This window comes from Microbacterium sp. CFBP 8801 (genome assembly GCF_014839455.1).
Lineage (GTDB): Bacteria > Actinomycetota > Actinomycetes > Actinomycetales > Microbacteriaceae > Microbacterium.
In genome coordinates this window covers 41,190-65,925 of record NZ_JACYNU010000005.1, presented here as the reverse complement: position 1 = coordinate 65,925, position 24,736 = coordinate 41,190, and the positions used below count along the sequence as shown (strand labels likewise).

27 protein-coding genes are annotated in these 24,736 nt (G+C 70.2%); 20 read left to right on the top strand and 7 right to left on the bottom strand.

The genetic code is table 11. The features are described from left to right. The first annotated feature begins 48 nt into the window (after positions 1 to 48). The 6 genes from IFR11_RS07840 to IFR11_RS07815 all read left to right on the top strand — a co-directional run bounded on the left by IFR11_RS07840 (position 49) and on the right by IFR11_RS07815 (position 4,978). Complete coding sequence (locus IFR11_RS07840; RefSeq protein WP_191915772.1) at positions 49 to 549, top strand: PepSY domain-containing protein; 501 nt, start codon at positions 49 to 51, stop codon at positions 547 to 549. 163 nt (positions 550 to 712) lie between these two features. Beyond that, positions 713 to 2,017 (top strand): hemolysin family protein, encoded by a 1,305-nt coding sequence (locus IFR11_RS07835; protein ID WP_191915771.1) that lies wholly within the window; start codon positions 713 to 715, stop codon positions 2,015 to 2,017. Positions 2,018 to 2,117: 100 nt separating this feature from the next. Further along, positions 2,118 to 2,597 carry a MarR family winged helix-turn-helix transcriptional regulator gene (locus IFR11_RS07830; RefSeq protein WP_055833893.1) on the top strand — a complete coding sequence of 160 codons (480 nt, stop codon included), beginning with the start codon at positions 2,118 to 2,120 and terminating at the stop codon, positions 2,595 to 2,597. 47 nt (positions 2,598 to 2,644) lie between these two features. Beyond that, on the top strand, positions 2,645 to 3,064 hold the full coding sequence (locus tag IFR11_RS07825; RefSeq protein WP_055833891.1) for an organic hydroperoxide resistance protein: 420 nt from the start codon (positions 2,645 to 2,647) through the stop codon (positions 3,062 to 3,064). A 139-nt stretch (positions 3,065 to 3,203) separates the two neighbouring features. Beyond that, a complete protein-coding gene (locus IFR11_RS07820; RefSeq protein WP_070408534.1) occupies positions 3,204 to 3,851 on the top strand; it encodes a response regulator in 648 nt (215 codons plus the stop codon). Further along, complete coding sequence (locus IFR11_RS07815) at positions 3,848 to 4,978, top strand: sensor histidine kinase (RefSeq protein WP_191915770.1); 1,131 nt, start codon at positions 3,848 to 3,850, stop codon at positions 4,976 to 4,978. The genes IFR11_RS07820 and IFR11_RS07815 overlap by 4 nt, the downstream gene beginning before the upstream one ends. Positions 4,979 to 4,985: 7 nt before the next feature. Here the strand turns inward: IFR11_RS07815 and IFR11_RS07810 are convergent, their stop codons facing one another. After that, positions 4,986 to 6,071 (bottom strand): PIG-L family deacetylase, encoded by a 1,086-nt coding sequence (locus IFR11_RS07810; RefSeq protein WP_191915769.1) that lies wholly within the window; start codon positions 6,069 to 6,071, stop codon positions 4,986 to 4,988. 238 nt (positions 6,072 to 6,309) lie between these two features. Here IFR11_RS07810 and IFR11_RS07805 point away from each other — a divergent pair, with 238 nt between their 5' ends. The 3 genes from IFR11_RS07805 (at position 6,310) to IFR11_RS07795 (ending at position 7,468) form a co-directional block, all read left to right on the top strand. Continuing rightward, the gene (locus tag IFR11_RS07805) at positions 6,310 to 6,591 is read left to right on the top strand and encodes a hypothetical protein (protein WP_191915768.1); all 282 of its coding nucleotides are present in this window, start codon (positions 6,310 to 6,312) and stop codon (positions 6,589 to 6,591) included. A gap of 80 nt (positions 6,592 to 6,671) precedes the next feature. Continuing rightward, the gene (locus tag IFR11_RS07800) at positions 6,672 to 7,196 is read left to right on the top strand and encodes a YbhB/YbcL family Raf kinase inhibitor-like protein (protein ID WP_191915767.1); all 525 of its coding nucleotides are present in this window, start codon (positions 6,672 to 6,674) and stop codon (positions 7,194 to 7,196) included. A 53-nt stretch (positions 7,197 to 7,249) separates the two neighbouring features. Beyond that, entirely contained in the window at positions 7,250 to 7,468 is a 219-nt protein-coding gene (locus IFR11_RS07795) for a three-helix bundle dimerization domain-containing protein (protein WP_055833876.1), read from the top strand. A 10-nt stretch (positions 7,469 to 7,478) separates the two neighbouring features. Here the strand turns inward: IFR11_RS07795 and IFR11_RS07790 are convergent, their stop codons facing one another. Beyond that, positions 7,479 to 8,567: a PIG-L family deacetylase gene (locus IFR11_RS07790; protein WP_191915766.1), complete on the bottom strand. Its 1,089-nt coding sequence runs from the start codon at positions 8,565 to 8,567 to the stop codon at positions 7,479 to 7,481. Between the two features lie 261 nt (positions 8,568 to 8,828). On the opposite strand from IFR11_RS07790, the gene IFR11_RS07785 reads away from it, so the two are divergent. From IFR11_RS07785 to IFR11_RS16870, 7 genes are all read left to right on the top strand, one after another. Beyond that, entirely contained in the window at positions 8,829 to 10,367 is a 1,539-nt protein-coding gene (locus IFR11_RS07785) for a sugar transferase (protein ID WP_441005396.1), read from the top strand. Positions 10,368 to 10,444: 77 nt separating this feature from the next. Next, the gene (locus IFR11_RS07780; RefSeq protein WP_191915765.1) at positions 10,445 to 11,770 is read left to right on the top strand and encodes a nucleotide sugar dehydrogenase; all 1,326 of its coding nucleotides are present in this window, start codon (positions 10,445 to 10,447) and stop codon (positions 11,768 to 11,770) included. A gap of 194 nt (positions 11,771 to 11,964) precedes the next feature. Continuing rightward, positions 11,965 to 12,189: a hypothetical protein gene (locus IFR11_RS07775; protein WP_191915764.1), complete on the top strand. Its 225-nt coding sequence runs from the start codon at positions 11,965 to 11,967 to the stop codon at positions 12,187 to 12,189. Between the two features lie 156 nt (positions 12,190 to 12,345). Beyond that, positions 12,346 to 12,525, top strand: a complete 180-nt coding sequence (locus tag IFR11_RS16755) for a hypothetical protein (protein WP_055936111.1) — start codon at positions 12,346 to 12,348, stop codon at positions 12,523 to 12,525. Positions 12,526 to 12,545: 20 nt separating this feature from the next. Then, complete coding sequence (locus tag IFR11_RS07765) at positions 12,546 to 14,552, top strand: AarF/UbiB family protein (protein ID WP_191915763.1); 2,007 nt, start codon at positions 12,546 to 12,548, stop codon at positions 14,550 to 14,552. 97 nt (positions 14,553 to 14,649) lie between these two features. Further along, positions 14,650 to 14,814: a hypothetical protein gene (locus IFR11_RS07760; RefSeq protein WP_156458714.1), complete on the top strand. Its 165-nt coding sequence runs from the start codon at positions 14,650 to 14,652 to the stop codon at positions 14,812 to 14,814. Positions 14,815 to 14,869: 55 nt separating this feature from the next. After that, positions 14,870 to 15,304 carry a VanZ family protein gene (locus IFR11_RS16870; protein ID WP_055833861.1) on the top strand — a complete coding sequence of 145 codons (435 nt, stop codon included), beginning with the start codon at positions 14,870 to 14,872 and terminating at the stop codon, positions 15,302 to 15,304. Between the two features lie 286 nt (positions 15,305 to 15,590). Here IFR11_RS16870 and IFR11_RS07750 read toward each other — a convergent pair whose 3' ends face one another. Beyond that, positions 15,591 to 16,256 (bottom strand): arsenate reductase/protein-tyrosine-phosphatase family protein, encoded by a 666-nt coding sequence (locus IFR11_RS07750; protein ID WP_055936104.1) that lies wholly within the window; start codon positions 16,254 to 16,256, stop codon positions 15,591 to 15,593. A gap of 223 nt (positions 16,257 to 16,479) precedes the next feature. Here IFR11_RS07750 and IFR11_RS07745 point away from each other — a divergent pair, with 223 nt between their 5' ends. Then, positions 16,480 to 16,725: a twin-arginine translocase TatA/TatE family subunit gene (locus IFR11_RS07745; protein ID WP_055833857.1), complete on the top strand. Its 246-nt coding sequence runs from the start codon at positions 16,480 to 16,482 to the stop codon at positions 16,723 to 16,725. A 41-nt stretch (positions 16,726 to 16,766) separates the two neighbouring features. Beyond that, entirely contained in the window at positions 16,767 to 17,498 is a 732-nt protein-coding gene (gene tatC, locus IFR11_RS07740) for a twin-arginine translocase subunit TatC (protein ID WP_055833854.1), read from the top strand. Here tatC and IFR11_RS07735 read toward each other — a convergent pair. After that, positions 17,487 to 17,840 carry a hypothetical protein gene (locus tag IFR11_RS07735; protein WP_191915762.1) on the bottom strand — a complete coding sequence of 118 codons (354 nt, stop codon included), beginning with the start codon at positions 17,838 to 17,840 and terminating at the stop codon, positions 17,487 to 17,489. The genes tatC and IFR11_RS07735 overlap by 12 nt on opposite strands. A 94-nt stretch (positions 17,841 to 17,934) precedes the next feature. After that, complete coding sequence (locus IFR11_RS07730; protein WP_055833847.1) at positions 17,935 to 18,210, bottom strand: helix-turn-helix domain-containing protein; 276 nt, start codon at positions 18,208 to 18,210, stop codon at positions 17,935 to 17,937. 342 nt (positions 18,211 to 18,552) lie between these two features. Here IFR11_RS07730 and IFR11_RS07725 point away from each other — a divergent pair, with 342 nt between their 5' ends. After that, positions 18,553 to 20,028, top strand: a complete 1,476-nt coding sequence (locus tag IFR11_RS07725) for a sugar transferase (protein WP_055936100.1) — start codon at positions 18,553 to 18,555, stop codon at positions 20,026 to 20,028. A 63-nt stretch (positions 20,029 to 20,091) separates the two neighbouring features. Here IFR11_RS07725 and IFR11_RS07720 read toward each other — a convergent pair whose 3' ends face one another. Next, a complete protein-coding gene (locus IFR11_RS07720) occupies positions 20,092 to 21,714 on the bottom strand; it encodes a polysaccharide biosynthesis tyrosine autokinase (RefSeq protein WP_244630669.1) in 1,623 nt (540 codons plus the stop codon). Between the two features lie 343 nt (positions 21,715 to 22,057). Between IFR11_RS07720 and IFR11_RS07715 the strand changes: the two genes are divergently transcribed. Continuing rightward, complete coding sequence (locus IFR11_RS07715) at positions 22,058 to 24,532, top strand: LuxR C-terminal-related transcriptional regulator (protein WP_191915760.1); 2,475 nt, start codon at positions 22,058 to 22,060, stop codon at positions 24,530 to 24,532. On the opposite strand, the gene IFR11_RS07710 is transcribed toward IFR11_RS07715, so the two are convergent. After that, the gene (locus IFR11_RS07710; RefSeq protein WP_156458711.1) at positions 24,533 to 24,718 is read right to left on the bottom strand and encodes a hypothetical protein; all 186 of its coding nucleotides are present in this window, start codon (positions 24,716 to 24,718) and stop codon (positions 24,533 to 24,535) included. Positions 24,719 to 24,736 lie beyond the last annotated feature (18 nt).

Below are 24,736 nucleotides of genomic sequence, written 5' to 3'. Positions count from 1 at the left end.
GGATGCAACGACCGCCGCGCGCGCGAGCGGGCTGGCTAACCTGCCGCTATGGATTCGACCCGCATCCCCGGCATCACCCTGCTCGCCGTCGTCAGCGCTCTCGCCCTCAGCTCCTGCACCCCGGCACCCGGAGGCGCGAACACCTCCGCCACCGACGAGACCGCGATCAGGGCGGCGAACACCGCCGAGGCCGATGCCGGCGGACGCGCGTTCGCCCTCGACCGCGGCGACGACGACTCCTGGGAGGTCCACGTCGCCGTCGGCGACCGCGAGGTCGAGGTGCACCTCGCGTCCGACGGGGCGACCGTGCAGTCCCGGAGCGACGACGACGGGATCGACGCCGACGAGCGCGCCGCCCTCGATGCGGCGGTGACGACGTTGGCCGACGCCGTCCGCATCGCCGCCGCCCAGAACCCGGGCGGCGACCGCATCGACGAGGTGGAGCTCGACGACGACGGAGGGGACTGGTCGTGGACGGTCGAGATGCAGAGCGGTGCCGTGGTGCGCATCTCCGCCGGCGACGGCGCGGTCGTCAGCACCGGCCGCTGAAGCAGAACGGGCGTGACCACGCAAGCCCGGACGGGAAGCTGCCCGCCCCGGGCCCGCCTGAATACGATTCCGTCATGAGCCACGCTGCCGACTCCGACGGTCACAGTCCGAGCGCCCGGGTGACCCCGGGTGCCGTCCTTCGCGGATCGGAGGAGGGAAGGCGATGAACGATCTCGTCCTCAACATCGTTCTCGTCGTCGTGTTCGTCCTCGTCGGCGGAGTCTTCGCCGCGACCGAGATGGCGCTCGTCACGCTGCGCGACAGTCAGGTGAACGCCCTGGCCGCCCGAGGCAAGCGCGGACAGAAGGTCGCCGAGCTCGCCCGGAACCCGAACACCTTCCTGTCGGCGGTGCAGATCGGCGTGACCGTGGCGGGCTTCGCGTCGGCCGCCTACGGCGCCTCCTCCATCGCCCCCTCGGTCACCCCGCTGTTCGAGGGTCTCGGTCTCGAGCCGGGCCTCGCGGCCACGGTCTCGACCATCGCGCTCACCCTGGTGATCGCCTACCTCTCGCTCGTTCTGGGCGAGCTCGTGCCCAAGCGCCTCGCCATCCAGCGCAACGCCGCGTTCGCGTACGCGGCGGCACCGGTGCTGAACGGGTTCGCGAAGCTGATGCGACCGGTCATCTGGCTGCTGTCGCTGTCGACGAACCTGCTGGTGCGCCTGCTGGGCGGCGACCCCAACAAGACCGGTGAGGAGCTCACCGAAGAAGAACTTCGCGACATCGTGTCGAGCCACGAGGGGCTTCCGGCTGACGAACGGCGCATCCTCGACGACGTCCTGTCCCTCCGCGACCGCCACGTGAGCGAGGTCATGCGCCCGCGACCGGAGGTCGTGACCCTGGATGCCGGCGGCACCATCGCCGAAGCCATGGATCAGGTGCGCGACCTCCCGTTCTCGCGGTACCCGGTGGCCGAGCAGACCATCGACGACGTCGTGGGCTTCGTCCACGTGCGCGACCTCTACGAAGACCCGGAGCGGCCCCTGGCCGCCGTGATGCGCGCGATCAGGTACTTCCCGTCGACGGCTCGGGTGCTGCCCACGCTCACCGCGATGCGCGCCGAGGGCAGCCACATCGCCGTCGTCGTCGACGAGTACGGCGGAACCGACGGCATCGTGACGCTCGAAGACCTGGTCGAAGAGGTCGTCGGCGAGATCTTCGACGAGTACGACACCGACGCCGAGCAACCCCTCGCCGAGGGTGAGCACGGCACCGTCGAGGGTCGGCTGAACCTGCAGGACTTCGAGGAGGCGACGGGGGTCAGCCTCCCCCGCGGCGCCTCCGACACGGTCGCCGGTTTCGTGGTCGAACACCTGGGCCGGCTGGCCCGTGTCGGCGACACGGTCGAGGTCGACGGCGCCACGCTCCAGGTCAAGGCCGTGGATCGACGACGCGTGGCGGAACTGCTGGTGACGCGGCATCCCCTCGACGATGAGACTCCCGACACCGAGGCGTCCAGCTCGGTGTGACCCCGGTGCGCGGGGTCCGGTCCGGACCCCGCGCACCGGCTGTCGATGAGGCGCATCCAACAAAGTTGTGCACAACCGAGTTGTGTGCAATGCTTCTGTCATGCCCGCCGTCGACGACCTCGTCTGCTTCGCGCTCTACGCCGCGAACCGCACGACCACCCAGGCCTATCGGGTGCTGCTCGAGCCGTGGAACCTCACGTATCCGCAGTACATCGCCCTGGTGACGCTGTGGGTCGACGGGGACCAGACCGTGAGCAGCCTGGGCGACGCCCTCCAGCTCGACTCCGGAACTCTGTCGCCGATGCTCGCGCGCATGGAGACCGCCGGCTACCTCACCCGATCGCGCCGATCCGACGACGAGCGCGTCGTCACCGTGGCGCTGACCGATCGCGGGCACGAGATGCGACAGGAACTCGCGCACGTCCCCCGATGCATCGCCGCAGGCTCCGGCTTGACCGACGAAGACAGCGCGCGTGAGCTGATCGACGCCCTGCACCAGCTCACCGACGCGATGCGCGACCTGCGCGACCGCCCCGACACCGTGCTCGCCGCCGCCGGAGTGCCGCGGCCGCCCGCGTGAGCCCCACTCGACTCCTCCTCCCCACCCGCCCCTCGAAAGGAACACCCATGGACGTTCTCTACACCGCCGAAGCCGTCTCCACCGGTCAGGGCCGCACCGGCCACGTCACCGCCGGCCCCTACATCGACCTCGAGGTCGCCCCTCCCACCGAGCTGGGCGGCTCGGGCAAGGGCACCAACCCCGAGCAGCTCTTTGCCGCCGGGTACGCCGCGTGCTTCCACAGCGCACTGCACGCCGTCGCCCGCGCGCACAAGGTGAAGATCGACGACTCCTCGGTCGGCGGCCGCGTCCACCTCGGCCCGAACGGCCAGGGCGGCTACCAGCTCGCCGTCCTGCTCGAGGTGGTCCTGCCCGGTATCGAGCACGACCTCGCCCAGCAGCTCGCCGACGACGCCCACCAGGTGTGCCCGTACTCCAACGCCACCCGCGGCAACATCGAGGTCACCGTCACCGTCTCCGAGGACTGACCTCTCCCCGACCCCGGGGCGGGGTGCTGAGCCCCACGTATCGCACCCCGTTCCGGACTTCGCCCCGCGAAGAACCCCGACGCCCGCCTGCACCCGGGCGGAGCCCCGCGCGTGGAGCCCCGCGCGTACAGTGACTGTCGTGATCCGCGTGGTTGTCGTCGACGATGAGGCGCTCGTGCGCTCCGGCTTCGAGATGATCCTCGGCGCCTCCCCCGACATCGACGTGGTCGCGGCGGTCGACGGCGACGTCGCCGTCGAGGTCATCCGCCGCGAGAAGCCCGACGTGGCGCTGCTCGACATCCGCATGCCCGGCCGCAGTGGGCTCGAGATCCTGACGGAACTCGCCACCGACGCGGATCGCCCCGTCATCGGCATCCTCACGACGTTCGACACCGACGAGTACATCGCGCGCGCCCTGCACGAGGGCGCCGCGGGGTTCCTCGTCAAAGACACGGCTCCCGAGCACCTGGCCGCGATGGTGCGCACGCTCGCGGCCGGCGGGGTCGTGCTCTCGCCCCAGGTCTCGCGCACCCTCGTCGAGGGGTACGCGGGGGCGACCGACCGCGAGGCGTCTCGACGGGTCGCACTGCTGACCGATCGAGAACGCGACGTACTGGCCTGCCTGCCGACGGGCGAGTCGAACGCCGAGATCGGCAAGCGGCTGCACCTCAGCGGGGCCACCGTGAAAGACCACGTGAGCGCGATCCTCGGCAAGATGTCGGTCTCGTCGCGGTTGGAGGCGGCGCTCATCGCCGAACGCGCGGGGCGTCGCGGCGGGCGCGGATGATCTCGGCGGTCCGGGCGCGATGGGCGGCGTTCGCCGGGAGCCGGGTCTTCGACGCGACGATCGATGTCGCCCTGGCCGCCGCGGCCCTGCTCGACGTGGCCGTGTCACTGCCGGGGTGGTCGCCGATCGAGTCGGCGTGGGCGCTGCTCGCCGTGGCGGGGCTCCTGGTGCGCCGGCGCCTGCCCTGGGTGGCTTTCGCCCTCGTCCTCCCGGGGCTGGTGGTGGATGCCATGACCGTCGCCGCTCCCATCGCCCTGTACTCCGTGGCGGTGCGCGTGCGGCGGATCCCGCTGCTGGTGGGCGCGGGCGCAGTCACGTTCGCCTGCTTCCTCCTCCCCGACTGGCAGCTGCCGCCGCTCGACTATCTGGCGCCCTCGCTCCTGTACGCCCTCATGTACGCCGCGACCCCGATCGCACTCGGCGCCCTCGTGCGCACGCGCCTCGAGCTGTCCGCCCGGGTCGCCGAGCTGTCGGCCGCGCGTGAGAGCGAGCGCCGCCGCGATGAGCAGGACGTCCTGCGGCGGGAACGGGCCCGCATCTCGCGCGAGATGCACGATGTCGTGTCGCACCAGGTGAGCCTCACGGCCGTGCAGGCCGGTGCGCTCCAGGTCGCCTCGCCCGATCCCGAAGCGCGGCGCGTGGCCGGCATCATCCGCACCCTCTCGGTGCGCACCCTCGACGAGCTGCGGCAGATGGTGAGCGTGCTGCGCGCCGACGGAGCGACCACCGACTCCCCCGCCCCGCAGCCGACCCTCGCCGACCTCCCCCAGTTGGTCGCCGACAGCGGACTCGATGCCCGACTCGAGGCCGACCTCCCCTCCGACCTCACCCCCGCGGTGCAGCGCGCGGTGTACCGCACGGTGCAGGAGGGGCTGACCAATGCGCGCAAGCATGCACCGGGAGCCCTCGTTCGCGTGACCGCGACGGCCTCCACCTCGAGCATCGACGTGGTCGTGCAGAACGACGCCGCCCGGGCGGCCCGCCTGCGCCTCCCCTCCAGCGGCACGGGGCTGCGGGGGCTGCGTGAACGGGCCGAACTCCTCGGCGGCCGCCTGCATGCGGCCGAGGGTGTCGACGGCGGCTTCCGCCTGGCCGTGTCGGTGCCGCGGCGCGAGACCGAGAGCTGAGCGGGCGTCAGGCGAGCCGGAGCCCGTCGTCGCTCTTGGCGTACGACCGCCGCAGCCATTGCCCGAAGCCCGGTTGGGCGAGGCAGGCCGAGGCGTTCTCGCACGTGACCACCGGGTCGTGAGCGGCGTAGGTCTCGTAGATGTCGACCTTGTCGTCGAGGAGCGCCCCCGTGACGTTCGCCGGCTCGCGCTTCGAGGGGTACCCGACGAAGTACGACACCGCTGCGGCCGGAATGCCGACGGTCGGCACGATCGCGCGCATCAGCGACCCCACGGCGGAGTGGTCGGGGTGGTCGCCGCGCGCGAAGGCGCTGCCGTGCGGCACGTTCGTCGACACGCGCTGGGGCCGGGCCGCGTCGGCGAGTTCGGCGAGGGTCGCCGTCAGCATGTCGAGTGTGTAGGCGGGTGCGCCGTCGATCGGATGCAGAGTCGGCGTCGTCCCGTTGATGAGCTGGGTCAGGCCGGCACTCCCCGTCGAGGCGAACCCGGTGGCATCCAGGTTTCCATCGGCCAGACGCAGCACGGTGATCGAGAGCCGAGGATCGTCCGAAGGGACGAAGCGGGTCACCCGCGCACCGCTGTGCAGCTCGATCTGCGTGGTCGCCCAGGGCGCGGTGCTTCCGCGCATGCAGTCGTACGCGGCGCGGATGCCGGCCTCGCGCTTCTCGGCGTAGACGAGGCCCCGCCCGGCGTCGCCGGCCGTGACGTAGACGGCGCGCACGGTCCCGCCGCTGCGGATGGCCCCGGCGAGCGCGGGGTTGGCGAAGATGATGTCGTCGTCGGCGTGGGCCCACACCGCGAGCGTGGTGTCGAGGCCGGGGGGCTCGGCGGCCGGAGAGATCGGCATCGCAGACGGCAGCGGTCCGGGCACGATGGGAGCCAGCGGCACCCACGCCCCGTCGGGACCGTCCGAGCGTCGCGCCTGACGATAGAGCAGCGCCCCTCCGCCCAGCCCGAGAAGGGTGAGACCCCCCGCGATGGCCACCCGTCGAGTCACCACGACACGGCGCGCCCGGGCAAGCGCCGCGTCAGCGTCGCGCGGGGGCTCGCCGTCCGGGGATTCGTCGGGGGACGGCGGCTGTGCGTCGCTCACGGTGGCTCCGTTCTTCTTCGTGCCGTGCCGCTCTGCACTCGGGTCGTCGCGGCGGCATCACCGTCTCGACGGTATCGCGCACGCCCACCCCTTCGCTGGCTCGACCCGCACACCCCCGCCGCGCGGCGGGGACGGTGTGGCCATCCGGCGGAGATCGCTCTCTCCGGGGCGCGGCGCACGCACCCCACACATCGAAGACACCCAGCCGGCACCTAAGACCACTGGGGACACTCGCCCCATGCAGACGTCTTCGAAGCCGCGGTCATTGTCGCCCGCCGCCCTGCGCGTACGCGCCGTCCTCAACCAGTGGGACCCGATCGGCGTGCATCACATCGGCCACGGCTGGCCCGATGACGAATACGACGACCTGATCCTCCCGATCCTGGCGGCGCTCTCCTCCCGCCCGTCCGTCGAGCAGTTGGCCGACGATCTCAGAACGGTCGTCGAGGTCGATTACGGTCTGCCCGCCCCCGGCGGATGCCGCGAAGCCGCGCGATCGCTGCTCGCGCTGGCGCGGTGAGTTCCCGGCATCCACTACCTCCCCGGTCTTGCCTCGGCAAGCACTCCTGGGTCGGCGGCCGCCGTGTTTAGAGTTCCGTCATGACCGACCTCACCCGTGCGCAGTCGCCCGACCCGTATCCGCTCCTCCCCTCCGTGGCGGCGTTCGACGTGGTCAGCGATGATGTGCGCGAGGGGCAGCCGCTCTCCGACGACCAGGTGGCCGACAAGGGCAACACGTCCCCGCACCTGCGTTGGTCGAACGTCCCCGAGGGGACGAAGTCGTTCACGATCACCTGTTTCGACCCCGATGCCCCGACGCCGAGCGGCTTCTGGCACTGGGTCCTCGTCGATCTCCCCGCCGACCTGACCGAGATCCCGGCCGGATTCGCCGGCGGCGAGCTCCCCGCCGGTTCGTTCCACGTCCGCAACGACGGAGGTCAAGCCGGCTTCCTGGGCGCCGCTCCCCCGAAGGACGATCAGCCCCACCGTTACTTCTTCGTCGTCCACGCGGTGGGCGCCGACTCCCTCGGGGCGGATCCGGATGCCACTCCCGCCGCCGTCTCGTTCGGTCTGGCCTTCTCGACCCTCGGACGCGCGATCGTCCACGGCACCTACCAGCACTGAGGACGACCGATACCAGCACTGAGGACGACCGATACCAGCACTGAGGACGACCGATGACGCAGCGCAGCGAGGGCTTCGACAAGGACGCGACCGTCTCCGGCGTCGAGGAACGTCTCCACGACCGTTTCCCCGAGGCCGAGCCCGACGTGGTCCACCACGAGGCGGTGGTCGCGGTCGAGAAGTTCGCCGACGCACCGGTGAAGGACTTCGTCGACATCATCGCCGAGCGCGAAGCCCGCGCCCGCGTCGAGCAGGAGCTGCAGGCCGACTGAGCCGTCGGGCTCAGCCCATCTGCAGCTCGGCCTCGCTCTTCGGGTACGACCGCTGCAGCCACTCGCCGAAACGCCGGGTGCCGAGGCAGGCCGACCGATCGGCGCAGCGGATGACCTCATCCTGCTGCGTGTAGACGCGGTAGGTCTCGATCTTGGCGTCCAGTTGTTCGCCGTCGAGGTTGCGTGGCAGCTTCTCCGACGGGTACCCCACGAGGTACCGGATGCCGGGTGCCACCGCGGGGAGGGATCCGAGGGCATCGCGCACGAGGGTGCCGGTGACCGAGTGGTCGGGATGGTCCCCGGGGGCGAAGGCACTGCCGCGCGGGATGTGGGTGAGAACGGTGCTCGGCTGCCATGCCTCGGCGAGTTCGACGAGGCTGTCCGACAGCTGCGCGAGCGTCACCGCGGGGCCGCCGTCGATCGGGGCCAGCGTCGGGATCGTCGCGTCGAGGAGCTTGCTGAGAGTGGCGTGGCCGGTGGAGGCGAACCCTCCGTCGGTGATGTTGCCGTCGGGCAGGCGCACGAACACGACCGACAGACGTGGATCGTTCTGCGGGGTGAGCCGGGTCACGTGCAGCCCGGAGTCGAGCACGATCTCTTCGGTGTCCCACAATCCGCTCACGCCGCGCATGGAGTCGTACGCGCGCAGGATGCCGAGCTCCCGCGACGACGTGTACCCCTGCCCCTTGCCCGCGTCGCCGGCGGTGAGGAACACGGTCCGCACGCAGTCGCCGGCCGAGATGGCGTCGGAGATGGCCGGGTTGCCGAAGATGATGTCGTCGTCGGGATGCGCCCACACGCTCATGAGGGTCGGATGACCGTCGCAGGGCTGCGCCGCCGGCGACAGGGGTGCGGGAGTCGAGATCAGGGTGGGGGTCGACGTGGGGATGGGGGTCACCGACGGAGACGGCGCGACGGAGGGAGTCGGCGTCCCCGCGGCCGACGGCGGCGCCGATGCCACGATGTCGGCCGCGCGGCCGAGCGAGAAGGCGACGGCGGCGGCAACTGCGACGAGTACGACGGCGACGAGGGCTGCGACCACCGCGGCGGATCGACGCCGACGGCGGGAACGTCGCGAGGGCGTCGAGACGCGGGACATCTGTGATCCTCCGGGCGGGCGGTGCGACACCCCGCTCGGCGGGTGCGTGTGCAGGTCCGGCGAGAGGGCCGATCCGCTGCCCGAGTGTAGGGGACGCCCGCCGTCGGGCCCAAGATTCACCCCCTGGGTGATGCCGCCCGGGTTTCCGGCATTTGACGACGAGATGACAGGAAGCGCTGGGTGACTTGTCGGGTGATTCTTCCCTGTTATTGTTCACGAGGTGAAACCGACGAGCTCGACCCGGGGGGAGGAGCTACACACGTGACCTTCGACCTCAGGGAAAGCGCGACACCGTCGTTCGACGCGGAGTTGCCCGCGCCCGCTCGTGCTGAGCGGATCTCGCAGCCCGCCTCCAGCCGACACGTTCCGTGGCGCCGTCGCTATCGACGCAATCTCGCCCTCACCGACCTGTTCTCGCTGACGTGGGTCGTGTACGGAACCCAGCTGCTGTGGTTCGGTCTCGGCAACGCTCAGGTGGCGGCGGGGCGCGACTCCCGCATCACCGATCTGTCGTACTGGGTGTTCTCGGCCCTCCTCATCCTCACGTGGATGTGGGCCCTGGCCTTCGTCGACTCCCGCAGCGACCGGGTCATCGGAACCGGCTCGCAGGAGTACGTGCGCATCGCCGACGCCAGCTTCCGACTCTTCGGCACCGTCGCGATCATCGCCTTCCTCACCCAGATCGATGTCGCCCGCGGGTACCTCCTGATCAGCCTCCCCCTCGGCATCCTGGTGCTCATCTTCACCCGCTGGATGTGGCGTCGTTGGCTCATCGTCCAGCGCTCGACCGGCAAGTACTCGGCAAACGTGCTCCTCGTCGGTTCGCTCGCGTCGGTGACGCAGCTCGCTCGCGAATTCGCCCGCACGCCGAGCGCCGGCTACCGCGTGGTCGGCGCCTGCGTGCCGAATGGCAAGATCGCCGACGTCATCCCCGGGACCGACATCCCCGTGATGGGACACGTCGGAGATGTGACGAGCGCCCTCGATGCCACCGGCGCCGACACCGTCGCGATCACGAGCGCCGACGATCTGCCGGCCGACAAGGTCAAGCAGATCTCCTGGAGTCTCGAAGCGGGCAAGCAGCACCTCGTGCTCGCCCCCAGCATCATCGACATCGCCGGTCCCCGTCTGCACACGCGGCCGGTGGCGGGGCTGCCGCTCATCCACGTGGAGACGCCCAAGTTCTCGCGCGGCCAGAGCTTCCTCAAGCGCAGCGTCGACCTCGTGTCCGCCTCCATCGGCGTCGTCCTGCTCAGCCCCCTCCTGCTCTTCCTCATGATCACCGTGCGCCTCACCAGCGACGGGCCCGTCTTCTTCCGGCAGACGCGCGTCGGATTCCGCGGCCGCGAGTTCACGATGATCAAGTTCCGCAGCATGGTCGTCAACGCCGAAGAGCTCCTGCAGGAGCTCGCCGCGCAGCAGCGCGATGCGGGCAACGAGGTGCTGTTCAAGATGAAGAACGATCCGCGCGTGACACGCATCGGCCGCATCATGCGCAAGTTCAGCCTCGACGAGCTCCCCCAGCTGTTCAACGTCATCGGCGGCTCGATGTCGCTCGTCGGCCCGCGTCCGCCTCTGCCGTCCGAGGTCGCGTTGTACGCCGACCACGTGCACCGTCGCTTCCTCGCCAAGCCCGGCATCACGGGTCTCTGGCAGGTCAGCGGCCGCTCGTCACTGTCCTGGGAGGAGTCGGTACGCCTCGACCTCTCCTACGTCGAGAACTGGACCCTTCTCGGCGACTTCGTCATTCTCGGCAGAACCGCCCGCGCCGCCCTGGCGCCGGGCGAGACGGCCGCGTGAAATCCCCGCGCTCCCTCGCGGGTCCGCGACCCGGTGTCACCGGGTCGCGTCGTCAGGAATCTGGAAGGCTCTGAATCGTGCGCTTGTCTGTAGTGGGTTGCGGGTACCTGGGAGCCGTTCACGCGGCCGCGATGGCCTCCATCGGTCACGACGTCGTCGGTATCGATGTCGACGAACGGAAGATCGCCACCCTGAACAAGGGGGAGGCCCCCTTCTTCGAGCCCGGCCTGCAGGAGATCCTGACCGAGGGCATCGAGTCGGGCCGCCTGACCTTCACCACCGACATGTCTGCCGCCCAGGGCGCCAAGGTGCACTTCGTCGGCGTCGGAACGCCGCAGCAGGCGGGAAGCCACGCCGCCGACCTCACCTACGTGAACGCCGCGATCGAGGGCCTTCTGCCGTTCCTCAGCGAGGGCGACATCGTCGCCGGCAAGTCGACCGTCCCGGTCGGCACCGCCGCGCGGCTCGCGCCGAGCGTGGCCGAGCGCGGCGCGACCCTGGTGTGGAACCCCGAGTTCCTCCGCGAGGGCTGGGCCGTCCAGGACACGATCGACCCCGATCGCCTCGTCGCCGGTGTGCCCACCGAGAACGGCGCCCCCTCGGCCGAAGGAGAGCGCACTGCTCAGGTGCTCCGCGAGGTCTACCACCCCTCCATCGCCAAGGGCACGCCCTTCATCGTCACCGACTACGCCACCGCGGAACTGGTGAAGGTGTCGGCCAACGCGTTCCTGGCGACCAAGATCAGCTTCATCAACGCGATCGCCGAGATCGCCGAGGTCACGGGTGCCGACGTCACGACGTTGGCGGATGCCATCGGCCACGACGCCCGTATCGGCCGGCGCTTCCTGGGTGCGGGCATCGGCTTCGGCGGCGGGTGCCTCCCGAAGGACATCCGCGCCTTCTCGGCTCGTGCCGAGGAGCTCGGGCGGGGCGAGTCCGTCGCCTTCCTGCGAGAGATCGACGCGATCAACCTCCGCCGACGCGACCGGGCCGTCGAACTCACCACCGAAGCCCTGGGCGGCAGCGTCTTCGAGAAGAAGATCGCCGTGCTCGGCGCGGCGTTCAAGCCCCACAGCGACGACATCCGCGACTCCCCCGCGCTCGACGTCGCCGTGCGTCTGCACGGTCTGGGCGCGAAGGTCACCCTCACCGACCCGGCCGCGATCGACAACGCCCGCCGCATCCACCCGCAGCTGACGTACGAGCGCGACCTCGACGAGACCCTGCGCGACGCCGACGCCGTCATCGTCGTCACCGAGTGGGACGAGTACCGTCGCGAGCTCTCCCCCGAGCACGCCGCCTCGCTCGCGCGGGGACGCGTCGTCGTCGACGGCCGCAACTGCCTCGACCCGGCCGCATGGCGAGCCGCCGGCTGGACCTACTTCGGCATGGGTCGCCCCTGATCCCTGCCCGACGGAAGACGCCCCGACCGCTCGGTCGGGGCGTCTTCCGCATTCCGGCGAGCGCACCGCGACGATGAGATCCGCGACCCGGGTTCGGCCGCGGGCGTGACGAATCGGTGTCCCGATACGTCTCCATCGTGAGCGGGTCTTCGTGACCTCTCGCCACGGAGCACATCGAAGAGGAAGAGGATGCCATGCGCAACAAGGTCATCGCGGTCGGCGCGATCGTGTTCATCGCCTACGTCATCGGCGCGCGGGCATCGCGTGTACAGGTCAAGAACCGGGAGTCGGTCGGTCACCAGGTGGTGCGCCTGTGGAACGACCCTCGTGCACGCAAGCGTCGCCACAAGGCGGCAAGGAAGGCCGCCGCCGCCGCCGAGAAGCGCGCGAAGGAGACGATGCGCCAGCTGCGTAAGTGAGCATGACCCCGGGCCGCACCTCCTCGGTGCGGCCCGGGGACGTCTTCTGCGGACGTCGTGCCCGCGTCGCCCCGAGGGCGGATGCTCCCCTGTGGATGACGCCACCCTCTTCGCACATGCGCATGCAAAGATGCTGCACAACCCGAAGGAGACCCCGTGACTTCTGCGCCACGCCTCGCCGCACACGCCGCCTCGCACGACGCCGGCGACGACCTCGACCTCCTCGGCGGGTTCGCACCGACCTGCCGGCGCTGTCTCGCCACGACCACGCCCGAGAGCGGGCTGCGCGGCGTCTGGTGGCGCTGCCCCGAGTGCGCTCTGCCGCAGATCGGCTGACGGCCGGATACGCTGACCCCGTGATCGCCAGCATCCTCATCTCGATCTCCGCCATCGTTTCGGCGGTCCTGGTCGGGTTCGTGGCGCGCCGCATTCTCGGGACCGCCGTCGGCTGGCCCCGCAGCATCGTGGTCGGGCTCCTCGTCTTCTTCCTCGGCGTCCCCTCCGCCGAATGGACGTTGCGCCAGACCGGTCTTCCCGAGGGGACGACCGTGATCCCCGCGCAGGACGTCTGGCTGTGGATCGGCCTGATCGCCCTGTCCCTGGCGTGGGTGTTCGCCCTCGGGGTGGCCACCCTCGTCGCCATCGAGGCGATCTTCCCGACCCGACCACTGCCCAATCCCGTCGACCTCGTGCGGGCAGCCCTGCGCCAACGCAAACGCACTCGGCGCTACCTCGAGATCCTCACGATCGCCTCCCGCCACGGCGTCGGCTGGCTCTTCCATGGCGGCGGCTCCCGCGTCGAGGCCGAGCTCAGCACCTCGGAGGAACGCGCGAAGGCCATCGTCGCCACCATCAACGATGCCGGAGTCAGCTTCGTCAAGCTGGGCCAGGTGCTCTCCACCCGCCGCGACCTCATCCCCGAGCCGTATCTCAGCGCGCTCGCATCTCTGCAGACGAGCGCCACCACTCTTCCCTGGGACACCGTCCGCGCGGTCATCGAAGACGATCTGGGCGCCTCCATCGACGAGGTCTACGCCGACGTCGACCCCGTTCCCCTCGCCGCGGCCTCCGTCGCGCAGGTTCACCGCGCCCACCTCCTCGACGGCACCCCCGTCGTGGTGAAGGTTCAGCGACCCGCGGCACGCGCACAGGTGGAGGCCGATGCCGACATCATCGGCCGGCTCGCTCATCGCGCCGAGGCCCGCACGCGGGTGGGTCGGGATCTGCGCATCGAGTCCGTCGCCCGCGGATTCACCGCCACCCTCGTCGAAGAGCTCAACTACCGCATCGAAGCGCGCAACACGCGCATGATCCACTCGACTCTCGATCTCATCGATCGCGCCGAGCCCGAGCGGCGCGGTGTCGTCACCGTGCCCGAGGTGTTCGCCGCCGCGTCCGGGCAGCGTGTCCTCACGATGGAGCTCGTCGACGGCGTCGCGCTGAGCGATTCCGCGGATCACCTCGCCGCTCTCGACGCCGAGCAACGCGACCGGCTGGCCCAGGTGCTGATGTCCACCGTGATCGAGCAGATCCTCGTCTACGGCGTCTTCCACGCCGACCTGCACCCCGGCAACGTCCTCCTGAAAGAAGACGGCACCCTCGGGCTCATCGACTTCGGCGCGGTCGGGATCATCGAGCGCAGCCGCAGACAGCACATGACCGCTCTGCTCCTCGCCGCCCTCAGTGAGAACGACGTCGCCGCGACCGACGCGCTTCTGCTCATCGTGGACGCCCCGGCCGACGTCGACCTCGAGGCTTTCCGTCATGACGTCGGGATCGTGTTGACCACGGAGCATCTGCGCACCGGCGGCCAGGGATCCATCTTCACGCGCATGGTCGACGTCATCCGTCAGCACCGCATCGCTCTCCCGGGCGAGCTGGCCTCGGCGTTCCGCAGCTTCGCCACCCTCGAGGGCTGCCTGCGCGTGATCGTCGACGACTTCGACATGGTCGGGCGCGCGCTCCCGCTCATGCCGACGCTGCTGCGCCGCACGGTGTCCCTCAAGCGCATGGCGACCGACCTCCAGGCGCAGAGCGTCATCACGATGGCGCGGTTGGAGAACATCCCGCGCCGCCTCGATGCTCTGCTGACCGGTGTGGAGAAGGGGTCGATCGGCATCACGCTGCGCAGTGACGACGGCGACGACGTCAGCGGCATCCTCGGGCGGGTCACCGCCGAGGTGGCCTCCACCCTCGTCTCGATCGCCGCCGTCGTGATCGCGGTGGTCCTGATCCTCGCGGGAGGCGGTCCGGTCCTCGGCGGCGACGTCACGCTCTTCGCCGTGCTCGGAGCCGTCGTCGGTCTCTTCGGATTCCTCGGCTTGCTCCGGATCGTGCGCAGGACCTTCGGTCGCAAGGGCTGACGACACGCCCGCACCGGTGCGACCCCGGGCCCGATCGACCGCTACTTTGAGCACAACCACCGTTCGGTGGCCGCTCGGACTCCGAAGGAGAAGTCCCATGGTCGCTCTTGCCGTCATCCTCATCGCCGCAGCCGTCTGGGCGACGATCTCGCTCGCCGCGGGAATCGGGCTCGGCCGCGTCATGGCGCGCGCCGACGCCGAAGAATCCAGAACGGTGCTGAGCCGCTCGTCGGACCCGCTCCTCGTCCCCGCGCGCCTCTGACCTCACCCGCTCCCGCGGAGCCCCACCGCGGTGGGCGCGTTTCGTACGGTGAGGCGTGCTCTCCGTACGTATCGCGTCACTCGCTCGTCGCCGTGGAGCCGTCGCGGCGGCCCTGTACCTGGCGGCCCTCGGGGTGATCGTGTTCTGGCCGGTGCACCTCGAGCGCCGCGTCGACTTCCTCTACGACTGCCTGTACGCCGTCGTGCCCGCTGCCGCCTCGCTCAACCTCGACGTCATCGCGAACGTCGTCTTCCTCATCCCTCTCGGCGTCCTGCTCGCGCGTCTCTTTCCCGGCCGCCCCTGGCTGCTCCTGGGCATCGCGTGGACGGTTCCGCTGCTGGTCGAGATCGCTCAGGGCGTCTTCCTCCCCGGCCGGACGAGCAGTGCGATCGACGTCGCCGCGAACACTCTCGGCGGAGTGATGGGAGCCATCGGGGTGGGGATCCGACGCCGATACGTCACCCGGCGAGACACCCGCCGTATGCCCTGACTTCGCCCGGTCGCGGTCCGCTTCGAGCGACTGCTGGGCCGCCGCGTCGGTGAGGTCGCGAATGATCCGCTTCGGGTGCAACAGGCGGGGGTCGTACTCGCGCCAGTCGGGGGCCAGCTCATTCAGGTCGTCCACGACCTGCGACTTTCCCTGCAGATAGAGCGCGTGCATGCGACCCACCGCGCGCGGCAGGGAGTGCCGCCATTCGCGCAACCGCTCCGGGCCGATGATCAACCCGACGATGACGCCCACGAAGATCAGCTTGTCCATCCCCATGTCGAACACCTCAGCTCCTCCAGCCCGCGGGCGGCGCGGCCGGGGGTTCCGCCAGCTGCATTCCCCTGTATTCCCGCCGCGTGGCGGGGATGAAGCCTTGCGCGGCGGCCTCCGCATCGATGCGGGGAAGCGAGGCGATCGACGCGAGGATGGTCGACACCGCCCACGTGGCCTCCCGTTCGAACGCCAGCCACACGTCAGCCGGTCGGCCGACCGGGTCGACGATGTCGTCGTCGAGCCCGCGTCGCTCGACGGAACGAGCCCGAGCGGCCGCCTGCACGAGCGCGGGCCAGTTGCCGGCCCCGCCCGCGGTCGTCACGGTCTCGACCGAGCGGGCGAACTCTCGCACCGTGAACACCGACGAGATGAGATCGGGGCGAAGGTCCAGCACCGCACGGCGGTGGGCGCGTTCCGCGCACAGCACGGTGTCGCCGGTCTGCAGCACACCCTCGTCGAGCCGCCGAGTGCGATGCTCGTCCAGCGAGAGGCCGTAGGTACGCCCCATCTCGATCACGCCGTCGGCCGCCGCGTCCCCCGGGCGGGCCGCCGTGCCGGCGCTCGAGATATCCAGCACCGCGCCCGGGCCGGAGGCCAGACGCGTGCGCAGGAGCGCGGCGACGAAAGGGGATCGGATCATGTTGGCCGTGCAGACCACCAGCACGCGGTTGGTGATCATCGGTCGCATCGGCGCATCGCACGTCTCCCTCTGCGCGACACCTGCCACGCGGCGCCAGTCAACCGGAGTGCCAGGCGGGGGTGAACCGGAACGGACGCACACCCCACGAGCGCAGGGCTGGTGAAGTGCGGCAGCAGATCGGGCGATGTTGCCCCCGCGCCGCGGGCTGAGTCACGACCACAGTCGAGCATGGAAGAACCGTCCGGCTATCGAAAGGTCCCCCATGGGTATTTTTGGGAACGCATTCTCGGGGTGGCACCTCATCCTGATCCTCGCCGTCATCCTCCTTCTGTTCGGCGCAGCCAAACTCCCGGGGCTCGCCAAGAGCGTCGGAGAGTCGGTCCGCATCCTGCGCAGCGAATCCGGCGGTGACAAGAAGGCCAAGGCCGAAGACGAACCGGTCGCCACCGGCGCGGCACAGGACGAACTCCCCCACCGTTCCGAGTCGGGCCCGTCATCGCCCGCGTGAAGTCACCGCGCTCGCGACGCACGAGTGGCAAGAAAGGGGTCATGCCCCTCCTCTCCCACTTCGCGGAACTCCGTCGGCGGATCGCCATCTCGGCCGCAGCCGTCGTGGTCGCCGGAATCGCCGGCTTCGCCCTCTCCGACGTCGTCATCGAAGCCGCTGCTGCCCCGCTCACGCACATTCAGGGGCCGTCGCTGACCGGTTTGAACTTCACACGTCTGGGCGAGGCGTTCGACCTGCGCTTCAAGATCGCGATGACCCTCGGCATCGTTCTGTCCGCGCCCGTCTGGCTCTACCAGGTCTGGGCGTTCCTCGTTCCCGGCCTGACCTCGCGCGAACGGCGGATCGGCATCGTCTTCGTCGGCACCGCAGTCCCGCTTTTTCTTGCTGGAGCCTGGTTCGGGTGGATCGTCGTCCCCCAGATCGTTACCCTGCTCGCCGGCTTCGCCCCCGTCGGCTCCTCGACGATGCTCACCGCGAGCCAGTACTTCGACTTCCTCCTCAAACTGATCGTCGGGGTCGGGATCTCTTTCGTCTCCCCCCTCGGAATCATCGCGCTGAACGCGGTCGGGGTGCTGAGCGCGCGATCCATCATTCGCGGATGGCGTGTCGCTCTGGTCGTCATCATCATCTTCTCGGCGACGGTCACCCCTCCCTCCGACATGATGAGCATGGCCCTCATCGCCCTGCCGCTGTGCCTGCTGTACATCGGCGCCGCGGCGTGGGCGTGGGTGCACGACCGTCGAGCCGCGCGCCGCGCCCTCTCAGCCGGCTGAGCCCGGAGCGGCGGATACCGCCCTGACGTCGCCGTCGTCGAGAAGTCGACGCGCAAGGGTCTGCGCAGCCTCGGGCGACAACGCGAGCGAGGTGCCGATACCGGTCTCGATGACGATCCACGCCGCGGCGTCATCGGTGCGACGGAGCACGCCGACCTCGAGCACGGTCACGATTCCCGGCCCGCTCCCTCGGCCGTCGCGAACGCGGCCGAGCCACCCCCACCCCTCGCTGCGGTGATCCTCATCGTCGGGGTGCACCGTCGCACCGTGATCCGTCGTGCACCACTCGAACGCGCACCGCGCTCGCCGTTCGACGTCTTCGGCAGCTACTCGCCGTTCCATGCCTGACACCTCTCTCGTGGAGCCGCCGGCGACACCGGCGACCCGAACATCGGCGGGCACGAAAGAAGTAAATCGCACACCTCCGACACCGCCCTCAGCGGCCGGGAGCGAGGCCTTCGGGAGGGGTGGGCAGAAGGTCCCGCAGCGGAACCTCCAGCACCTCGGCGAGGGCTACCAGAGTGCGAAGCCGCGGATTCGCCGCGGTGCCCGGGTTGGACTCGCCCTTCTCGAGCTTGCGGTACGTGAAGGTCGCCAGCCCCGCGGCGTGCGCCACTTGCTCCTGCGACATCCGTTTGTCTGCCCGGGCACGGAGAAGCCGCACTCCCAGCTCGCGGACGAAGTCGTTCCAGGGATCGGGCGCGTCGGTCATGCTCCCAGCTTGCTCGGGGACTCACGCTCACATACACATGCAAACATGCCGTGATCGCGAGGAAGCTCCTGGCCGCAGCCTCACCGCGTCGAGGTGACGCCCAGAAGCCGTCGGGTGACGCGCCAGGCGATCCGAGACGGGAACTCGCCGCCGGTGCCCGCCCACTCGACGAGCGGGCGGCCTGCCGCACCGGCACGAGGGGCTCTCTTCACCCGCGCCCACACAGCCGGCGCTCTGCCCTCCGCACTCCGACGCGATGAGAGAGTCCCCGCGCCCACGGCCGCTTCCATCCCGGCGCGGCTCTCCAGTGAATGTCCCCCGGGCCCGGACTGCGGAGCACCCATGAATCCTGCCGTCTCACTCACCGAGTCACCCGCGCGGCTGGCGCGGCTCACCCCGCTCGAGTCGCCCCGACGCAGTACCTGGCAGCGTCGATACGCCCGACTCGTCGTCGTCGTCGACGCCCTCGTCGTCGTCATCGCCGTGGTCGGCACCCAGCTGCTCTGGCTGGGGCCGCACCCCGTCGACGTGGCTTCGGTCGCCGTCGACTACACGACGGTGTCGGTCGGCCTCTGCCTGGCGTGGCTGCTCGCCCTCGGCCTCTGGGGGAGCCGACACCCCCGCGTGGTGGGCTACGGCGTCACGGAGTACCGGCTCGTGCTCGCCGCCTCCACCCAGGTCTTCGGGATCGTCGCCATCGCCGCCTACTTGACCAGCGCCGACCTCTCGCGCGGGTACTTCCTCCTCAGTCTCCCCGTCGGCTCCGCGGCCCTGCTCGGTGGGCGGGTCCTCTGCCGCCGATGGCTCGCCGGCAAGCGACGGTCCGGAGCCATGGGGGCACGGGTCGTGCTGGTCGGCGCAGACGAGGAGAACGAGCGCGTGGCCGCCGAGCTGGCCCGCCAGCCCGCCGCGGGACTCCATGTGGTCGGGATACGCCCCCTGGCGCGCGTGTCGTCGGGGCCGACGTGGACGGAGCGGCAGGCCGATCTCCTGCGCGAGCAACTTCGCGTGCTCGATGCCGACAGCGTCCTCGTCTCGGGCGGCGCTCTGCTCGACTCTCACGACATCCGCCGGATCGGTTGGAGCCTCGACCCCGGCCGCCAGCACCTGATCGTCGCCGTGAACCTGACCGACGTCGCCGGGCCCCGCCTGCACACCCGCCCCGTCGCCGGGCTCCCCCTCGTGCACATCGAGACGCCCCAGTACTCCGCCAGACAACGGGTGCTCAAGCGCGCCTTCGACATCGTCGGCGCCGGCACCCTGGTTCTTCTCCTGTCTCCGATACTGCTCGTGCTGGCCGGGCTCGTCCGCGCGTCGGGACCGGGACCGATTCTGTATCGCCAGGAGCGCGTCGGCCAGGGGGGCTCGCACTTCGGCATGCTCAAGTTCCGCTCGATGGTCGACGGGGCGGATGCCCGCCTGCACGGCCTTCTGGCCGCACAGGGGCGCGACGGAACGCCCTTGTTCAAGATCGACAACGACCCACGGATCACCCCTGTCGGTCGCTGGCTGCGGAAGTACTCCCTCGATGAGCTCCCGCAGCTCTTCAACGTCCTGGGCGGGCAGATGAGTCTCGTCGGGCCGCGCCCCCAGCGCGACGCCGAAGTCGAGTTCTACGACGACGATGCGCACCGGCGCTTGATCGTCCGGCCCGGTATGAGCGGCCTCTGGCAGGTCAGCGGACGCTCGGCCCTGGCGTGGGACGACGCCATCCGGCTCGACCTCTTCTACGTCGAGAACTGGTCGTTCATCGGAGACCTCGTGATCCTCGCCCGCACCTTCAAAGCGGTGGTCGCTCCCGGGTCCACCGCGCACTGACACGGAAACGACGAAGGCGCCCACCCGGACGGGTCGGCGCCTTCGTCGTTTCTGCGAGAAGCGTCAGGGGGTCGTGCGTCGTCGACGCGGCGCGCCCGCGTCTACCGGGGGCTCAGACGTCTGCACCACCTCGACTTCACTCGTAGCCTCACCCGCTGCCCTCTCCATCGTCCTCCGATGAGACAGGGGGCGGAGGGCGCTGACGTTCTCGGCGGGAAGGTCGGCCGACGTGCGCCGCTTGCCGTGTTCCTCGGCCGCGCCGGGCTCGGTCGACGACTTCCGCAGCACCCGCCGCCACCACGTGCTCTTCTCGGTGCGACCGATTCCGTAGCCGTAGTAGCCGCCGTACTGCATCCCGTAGTAGCCCGAATCCGCCCCACGGAGCGGCGCGCGGTTCAGCACGACTCCGAGCAGGTGCCCTCGCGTCTTCGCGATGTTCGCGGTTGCCCGCGTCAGCATGTCGTCGGTGGTGCGCCCGGCCGTCACCACGAGGACGGTCCCGTCGGCCCAGCTCGCGATCACCGCGGCGTCGGCGACGGCGAGCGTCGGAGGCGAATCGACGATGACGACCAGATCCTCGGCGAGCTTCCGCGACAGCGCCTGCATGCGCTTCGACCCGACCATCTCGCTCGGGTTGGGCGGGGTTCGCCCCGCGGCCACGACGAAGAGCCGTCCGTGTTCGTCGACCTGATGGGCGACCTGTTCGATCTGCGCGCGGCCGGCGAGGACGTCGGAGAGGCCCACGTCGTCCGAGAACCCGAACATGCCGCCCAGAACAGGGCGACGGAGATCGGCGTCGACGAGGATGACCGACTGCCCGGTCGCCGCGATGCTCACCGCCAGGTTCGCGGCGGTGGTGGACTTGCCGTCGCCGGGGAGCGGGCTGGTGACCACCATGATGCGCGCCGGGCGGTCGACGTCGACGTACTGGAGGTTCGTGCGCAGTTCGCGCATGGCCTCCTTGTGGGCGAACGACCCGCGCCCGTCGCGGATGTCGTCGAACGAGAAGACGGCGCGCCCCGCCGCCAACTCCTTGTCCACCGGGAGCACACCGACCACCGACGCATCGACGGCATCGGTGATGTCGCTGGCCGACCGCAACCGTCGGTCGAAGGTGCGTCGCACCAGCGCGAACACGACACCGGCGACGAGGCCGAGAAGCGCACCGATCATCACGTCCAGTCGTACGTTCGGTGAGGACGGCGAGGTCGGCAGTCGCGCCGAGTCGCCGGCGACGAGTCGCACCGCGCCCTGACCACTGCCCCCCGACTCGAGCTCGTCCACTTGCGTCGTCATCGCGCGGATCCACGCCTCGGCGAGATCGCGGGCCGATTCCGGGGTCGCCCCGGTGGCGTCGACGCGGACGTTCACGGTGTCGACCGGGTTGGAGACGCGGATGCGCTCCACGAGAGCCTCGGGACTGTCGGAGAGGCCGAGCTGCTGTCGAGCCGTATCGGCGACGCTGCGCCAGTACCCCATGTCGATGAACGATTTGACCTTGGACAGCGCCAACTGGTCGCCGGCAAGGGCGGCACCCGTCGAACCGTCCGACGCCACGGCCGCCACGTACCCGCTCGCGTCGGCGGAGTACACCCGCGCCTGCGTGGCGCTCCACCCGAGTCCGGCCAGCCCTCCCAGGACCGTCATCACGACGATCGCCTTCCAGTAGGCGCGCAAGATGCGCATCACTCGCTGAATGTCCACTCTGTGTCCGCCTTTCGCATGACGCGACGGCGAGACCGTCGGGTCGCCCGCAGCATAGGCACAGGCGCGAGGACGCTTCTCTCGGCACGGACGGCCGGGGTGGCGGGCGAGACACTCACGACACGAACCGCAGGGGATGCCGGTCGGCAGTCGAGAAGAGGGTGATGCGGATGGGGTGATGCCGGGGTGACGAGGGGGATGAAAGACCTGTTCTCCGCCGAGTTCGCCCGGTCCTCACCCTCAGGATCAGCACCAAGCGGCCGAGACGTGCCGCGCCGAGAACTCCCACCCTTCGGGGGGAGGCCCCGCCCTAGTGGAGATGACGATGCTGATCGATGTGGACACCCTTCCGGCCGGAGCGCGCGTGACCCGGCGGACGAGCCGTTTCTGGGCACCGCGCGAGGGGCCGATCTCTCATCTGCGCGAGGCCCTCGCGAGCGACATCGTGCTGCTGCGCGGACCCACCGGGGTCGGGAAGACCTCCCTGCTGCGCCAGTTCGCGCTCACCCTGCAAGACGACACCGAGATCGGTGTGCAGCTCATCGACGGCAACCTCACGCCGCCCGAGAGCATCGACCGCATCGCCGAGAGCTTCGCCAGCGGGCCGTCGCGGCATGTGCTGCTGGTCGACAATCACGTCGAGGGCGTCGGCGTCTCCTCCGAACACCTTCTGCAGATGCTTCACGCCGATTCCGAGCTGCGAATCGTCGTGGGCACCCGGTACGCCACCGGTCTGGAGAGCCCACTCGTGGCTCTCGAGTTCGACGTCCATGTCGTGCCGGCCGCTCGCCTGCGGATGACACGTGACGAGCTCGCACTCGTCCTGGCGCTGAACGGGGTCGAGACCACCGAGGCCGCCACCGACGAACTCGCCGAGCGCACCCACGGATGGCCCGCGCTCGGCCAGCTTGCAAGCGCCCGGCTCCGTCTGGAGGGCCTGCCGCTGAGAACTCGCGAAGAGGCGATCGCCGTCGCCGACTACGCGGGCGCGGCTCTGACCTCCGACATGGAGCAACGGCTCGATATCCCGATCACCGACGAGGTTCGCCTGCTCGCGGTCGCCCCCTTCATCAACGCGGCACTCGCGGAGGCGATGGGCATCGACTCCACGACGGGTTCGACGGCGGAACTCCTCGTGCACCTGCAACACGCGGGTCTGGTCTGGCCGAGCTCGACACGGCTCGTCCTCGCCGAGCCCATCCGCGAGCAATGGTTGCGCGACATCTCGGCACGTACGCCGGGGGTGGTGACGACCGCCCGTCTGAGCCTGCTGAATCATCTCGTCGAAGCGGGCGAACCCTTGCTCGCCGCGCAGATCGCGGCGGACGCCGAACAGTGGCAGACGCTGGCATCGGTGCTGCGAGATTCCGCTCCGGAGATCTGGGCTCGCGACGCGGACAGCTTCGCTCACCTGGTGGGGCGCTTGCGCGACAGCGCGCCGACCGACCCCCTCTCGATCGACGTGCTCCTCGCGCTCGACCCCGATACGGCGCTGTCACCCGAGACTCCCGGGCTCGCCGTCTCCGCACTGGGCCGCCTCCCCGATGCGAAGACGGCCGCGGCGGCGAGCAACCTCGAGGCTCTGACTCTGCGCATCAGTCTCCTGAGGGCGGCCGGGCGCTTCGCTCTCGCCACGGAGTCGGCGTCGCTCCTCGTCGACGGCCTCCGCCGCCACCGCGATGCGGAGCCGGAGGCTTCCGCCGAGGGGTGGTACCAAGCGGGCATGACCGCGTTCGCGATGGGGCGACTGCGCGACGCGGCGCAGTCCCTCCGTCAATCGGAACGCCTCGCCTCACCCGCCGGCCGATCACGCGTGAGAGGGGCGCTCGCGGTCATCGCGCTCCTCGACGGCGACGTCCGGGGAGCGTCGGGCATCGTGGGCCAGAACCGAGACGACAACTGGACGGCGTCCCCCTGGGGAGAAGGGCTCCGCGTCGCGACGGCATGGCTGCAGTTGGAGGGAGGGGATCCGGCGTCGGCTCGGGCGCTGCTGGACCAGATCCCGTCGACCCGGGGAGCGCGTGAGCTCTGGCCGTACGCCGCGTCGATCCACGCCCTCGCCTTCCTGCTCTCGGGAGCGGCATCCGACTCCCTGGGTCTGCTCCGGGTCTGGGCCGTTCGCGCGCGCAGCACCCCGCCCTCGCACTACCAGTCGACCCAGCTCCTCACCGCGCGGGCGAAAGTCCTGATCGCGCTGCGACAGGCGCGCAAGGCGCTCGCCCTCTTCGAAGGGCCGTTCTCTCTTTCTCCGGCCACCGCGCCGGCGATCGCACTGTCGCAGTTGTACGCGGGGCGGACGCACGAAGCGTTCGTCATGAGCGTCAAATGGGGTCTGCACCACGAGCCCGCTCCGCGCGCGGCTCTCGAGAGTCTCGTCGTCAGCGTGGTGGCCGACGTCCGCCTCAACGGGGTGAGCGCACATCGCACCGCCGCGCAACGCGCGGAGTCGTTGAGCATCCAGCACGATCTGTGGAGTCCGTGGAGCGCCGTCGCACCGGAGGACCGCGCGCTGGTCCTTCAGATGCTGACGCCCGCTGCGCGAGAGCGGGTGAGCGAACGGCGCTCGTTCTTCGCATCATCCGTCAGCGTGCCGCACCTCACTAAGCGCGAGCAGGTCGTGCTCGCCCACCTGACGCCCACCTCGACGATCGCCGACATCGCACGGGTCCTCGTCGTGTCGCCGAACACGGTCAAGACCCAGCTGCAGAGCCTGTACCGCAAGCTCGAGGTGTCCGACCGCTCCAGCGCGATCCGCGCGGCCCACGCGTGGGGCCTCATCGAGATCGAGACGGAGGCCTGATCACTTGGGCCGGCGCCGACGCAGTCGACCGACGACGACGCGAGCCACGACCAGCAGCACCAGGACGACGATCACCCCGGGCACCGACAGGGGAACCCCGGCACCGCGCAGGACCGCGACGACGACGATCAGCGCCGCCAGCGGAGCCAGCAACATCACGATCTGCCATACACGTCGTCGAGTCACGGCGACAACGCTAACCTC

Coding starts and splice junctions, on each gene's coding strand:
- IFR11_RS07760 (WP_156458714.1), top strand. CDS start 14,650: ATGGTCGCTCTTGCCGTCATCCTCATCGCCGCAGCCGTCTGGGCGACG.
- IFR11_RS07840 (WP_191915772.1), top strand. CDS start 49: ATGGATTCGACCCGCATCCCCGGCATCACCCTGCTCGCCGTCGTCAGC.
- IFR11_RS07775 (WP_191915764.1), top strand. CDS start 11,965: ATGCGCAACAAGGTCATCGCGGTCGGCGCGATCGTGTTCATCGCCTAC.
- IFR11_RS07835 (WP_191915771.1), top strand. CDS start 713: ATGAACGATCTCGTCCTCAACATCGTTCTCGTCGTCGTGTTCGTCCTC.
- IFR11_RS07790 (WP_191915766.1), bottom strand. CDS start 8,567: ATGTCCCGCGTCTCGACGCCCTCGCGACGTTCCCGCCGTCGGCGTCGA.
- IFR11_RS07815 (WP_191915770.1), top strand. CDS start 3,848: ATGATCTCGGCGGTCCGGGCGCGATGGGCGGCGTTCGCCGGGAGCCGG.
- IFR11_RS07715 (WP_191915760.1), top strand. CDS start 22,058: ATGCTGATCGATGTGGACACCCTTCCGGCCGGAGCGCGCGTGACCCGG.
- IFR11_RS07745 (WP_055833857.1), top strand. CDS start 16,480: ATGGGTATTTTTGGGAACGCATTCTCGGGGTGGCACCTCATCCTGATC.
- IFR11_RS07800 (WP_191915767.1), top strand. CDS start 6,672: ATGACCGACCTCACCCGTGCGCAGTCGCCCGACCCGTATCCGCTCCTC.
- IFR11_RS07735 (WP_191915762.1), bottom strand. CDS start 17,840: ATGGAACGGCGAGTAGCTGCCGAAGACGTCGAACGGCGAGCGCGGTGC.
- IFR11_RS07730 (WP_055833847.1), bottom strand. CDS start 18,210: ATGACCGACGCGCCCGATCCCTGGAACGACTTCGTCCGCGAGCTGGGA.
- IFR11_RS07805 (WP_191915768.1), top strand. CDS start 6,310: ATGCAGACGTCTTCGAAGCCGCGGTCATTGTCGCCCGCCGCCCTGCGC.
- IFR11_RS07725 (WP_055936100.1), top strand. CDS start 18,553: ATGAATCCTGCCGTCTCACTCACCGAGTCACCCGCGCGGCTGGCGCGG.
- IFR11_RS07825 (WP_055833891.1), top strand. CDS start 2,645: ATGGACGTTCTCTACACCGCCGAAGCCGTCTCCACCGGTCAGGGCCGC.
- IFR11_RS07830 (WP_055833893.1), top strand. CDS start 2,118: ATGCCCGCCGTCGACGACCTCGTCTGCTTCGCGCTCTACGCCGCGAAC.
- IFR11_RS07750 (WP_055936104.1), bottom strand. CDS start 16,256: ATGATCACCAACCGCGTGCTGGTGGTCTGCACGGCCAACATGATCCGA.
- tatC (WP_055833854.1), top strand. CDS start 16,767: ATGCCCCTCCTCTCCCACTTCGCGGAACTCCGTCGGCGGATCGCCATC.
- IFR11_RS07795 (WP_055833876.1), top strand. CDS start 7,250: ATGACGCAGCGCAGCGAGGGCTTCGACAAGGACGCGACCGTCTCCGGC.
- IFR11_RS07720 (WP_244630669.1), bottom strand. CDS start 21,714: ATGCGCATCTTGCGCGCCTACTGGAAGGCGATCGTCGTGATGACGGTC.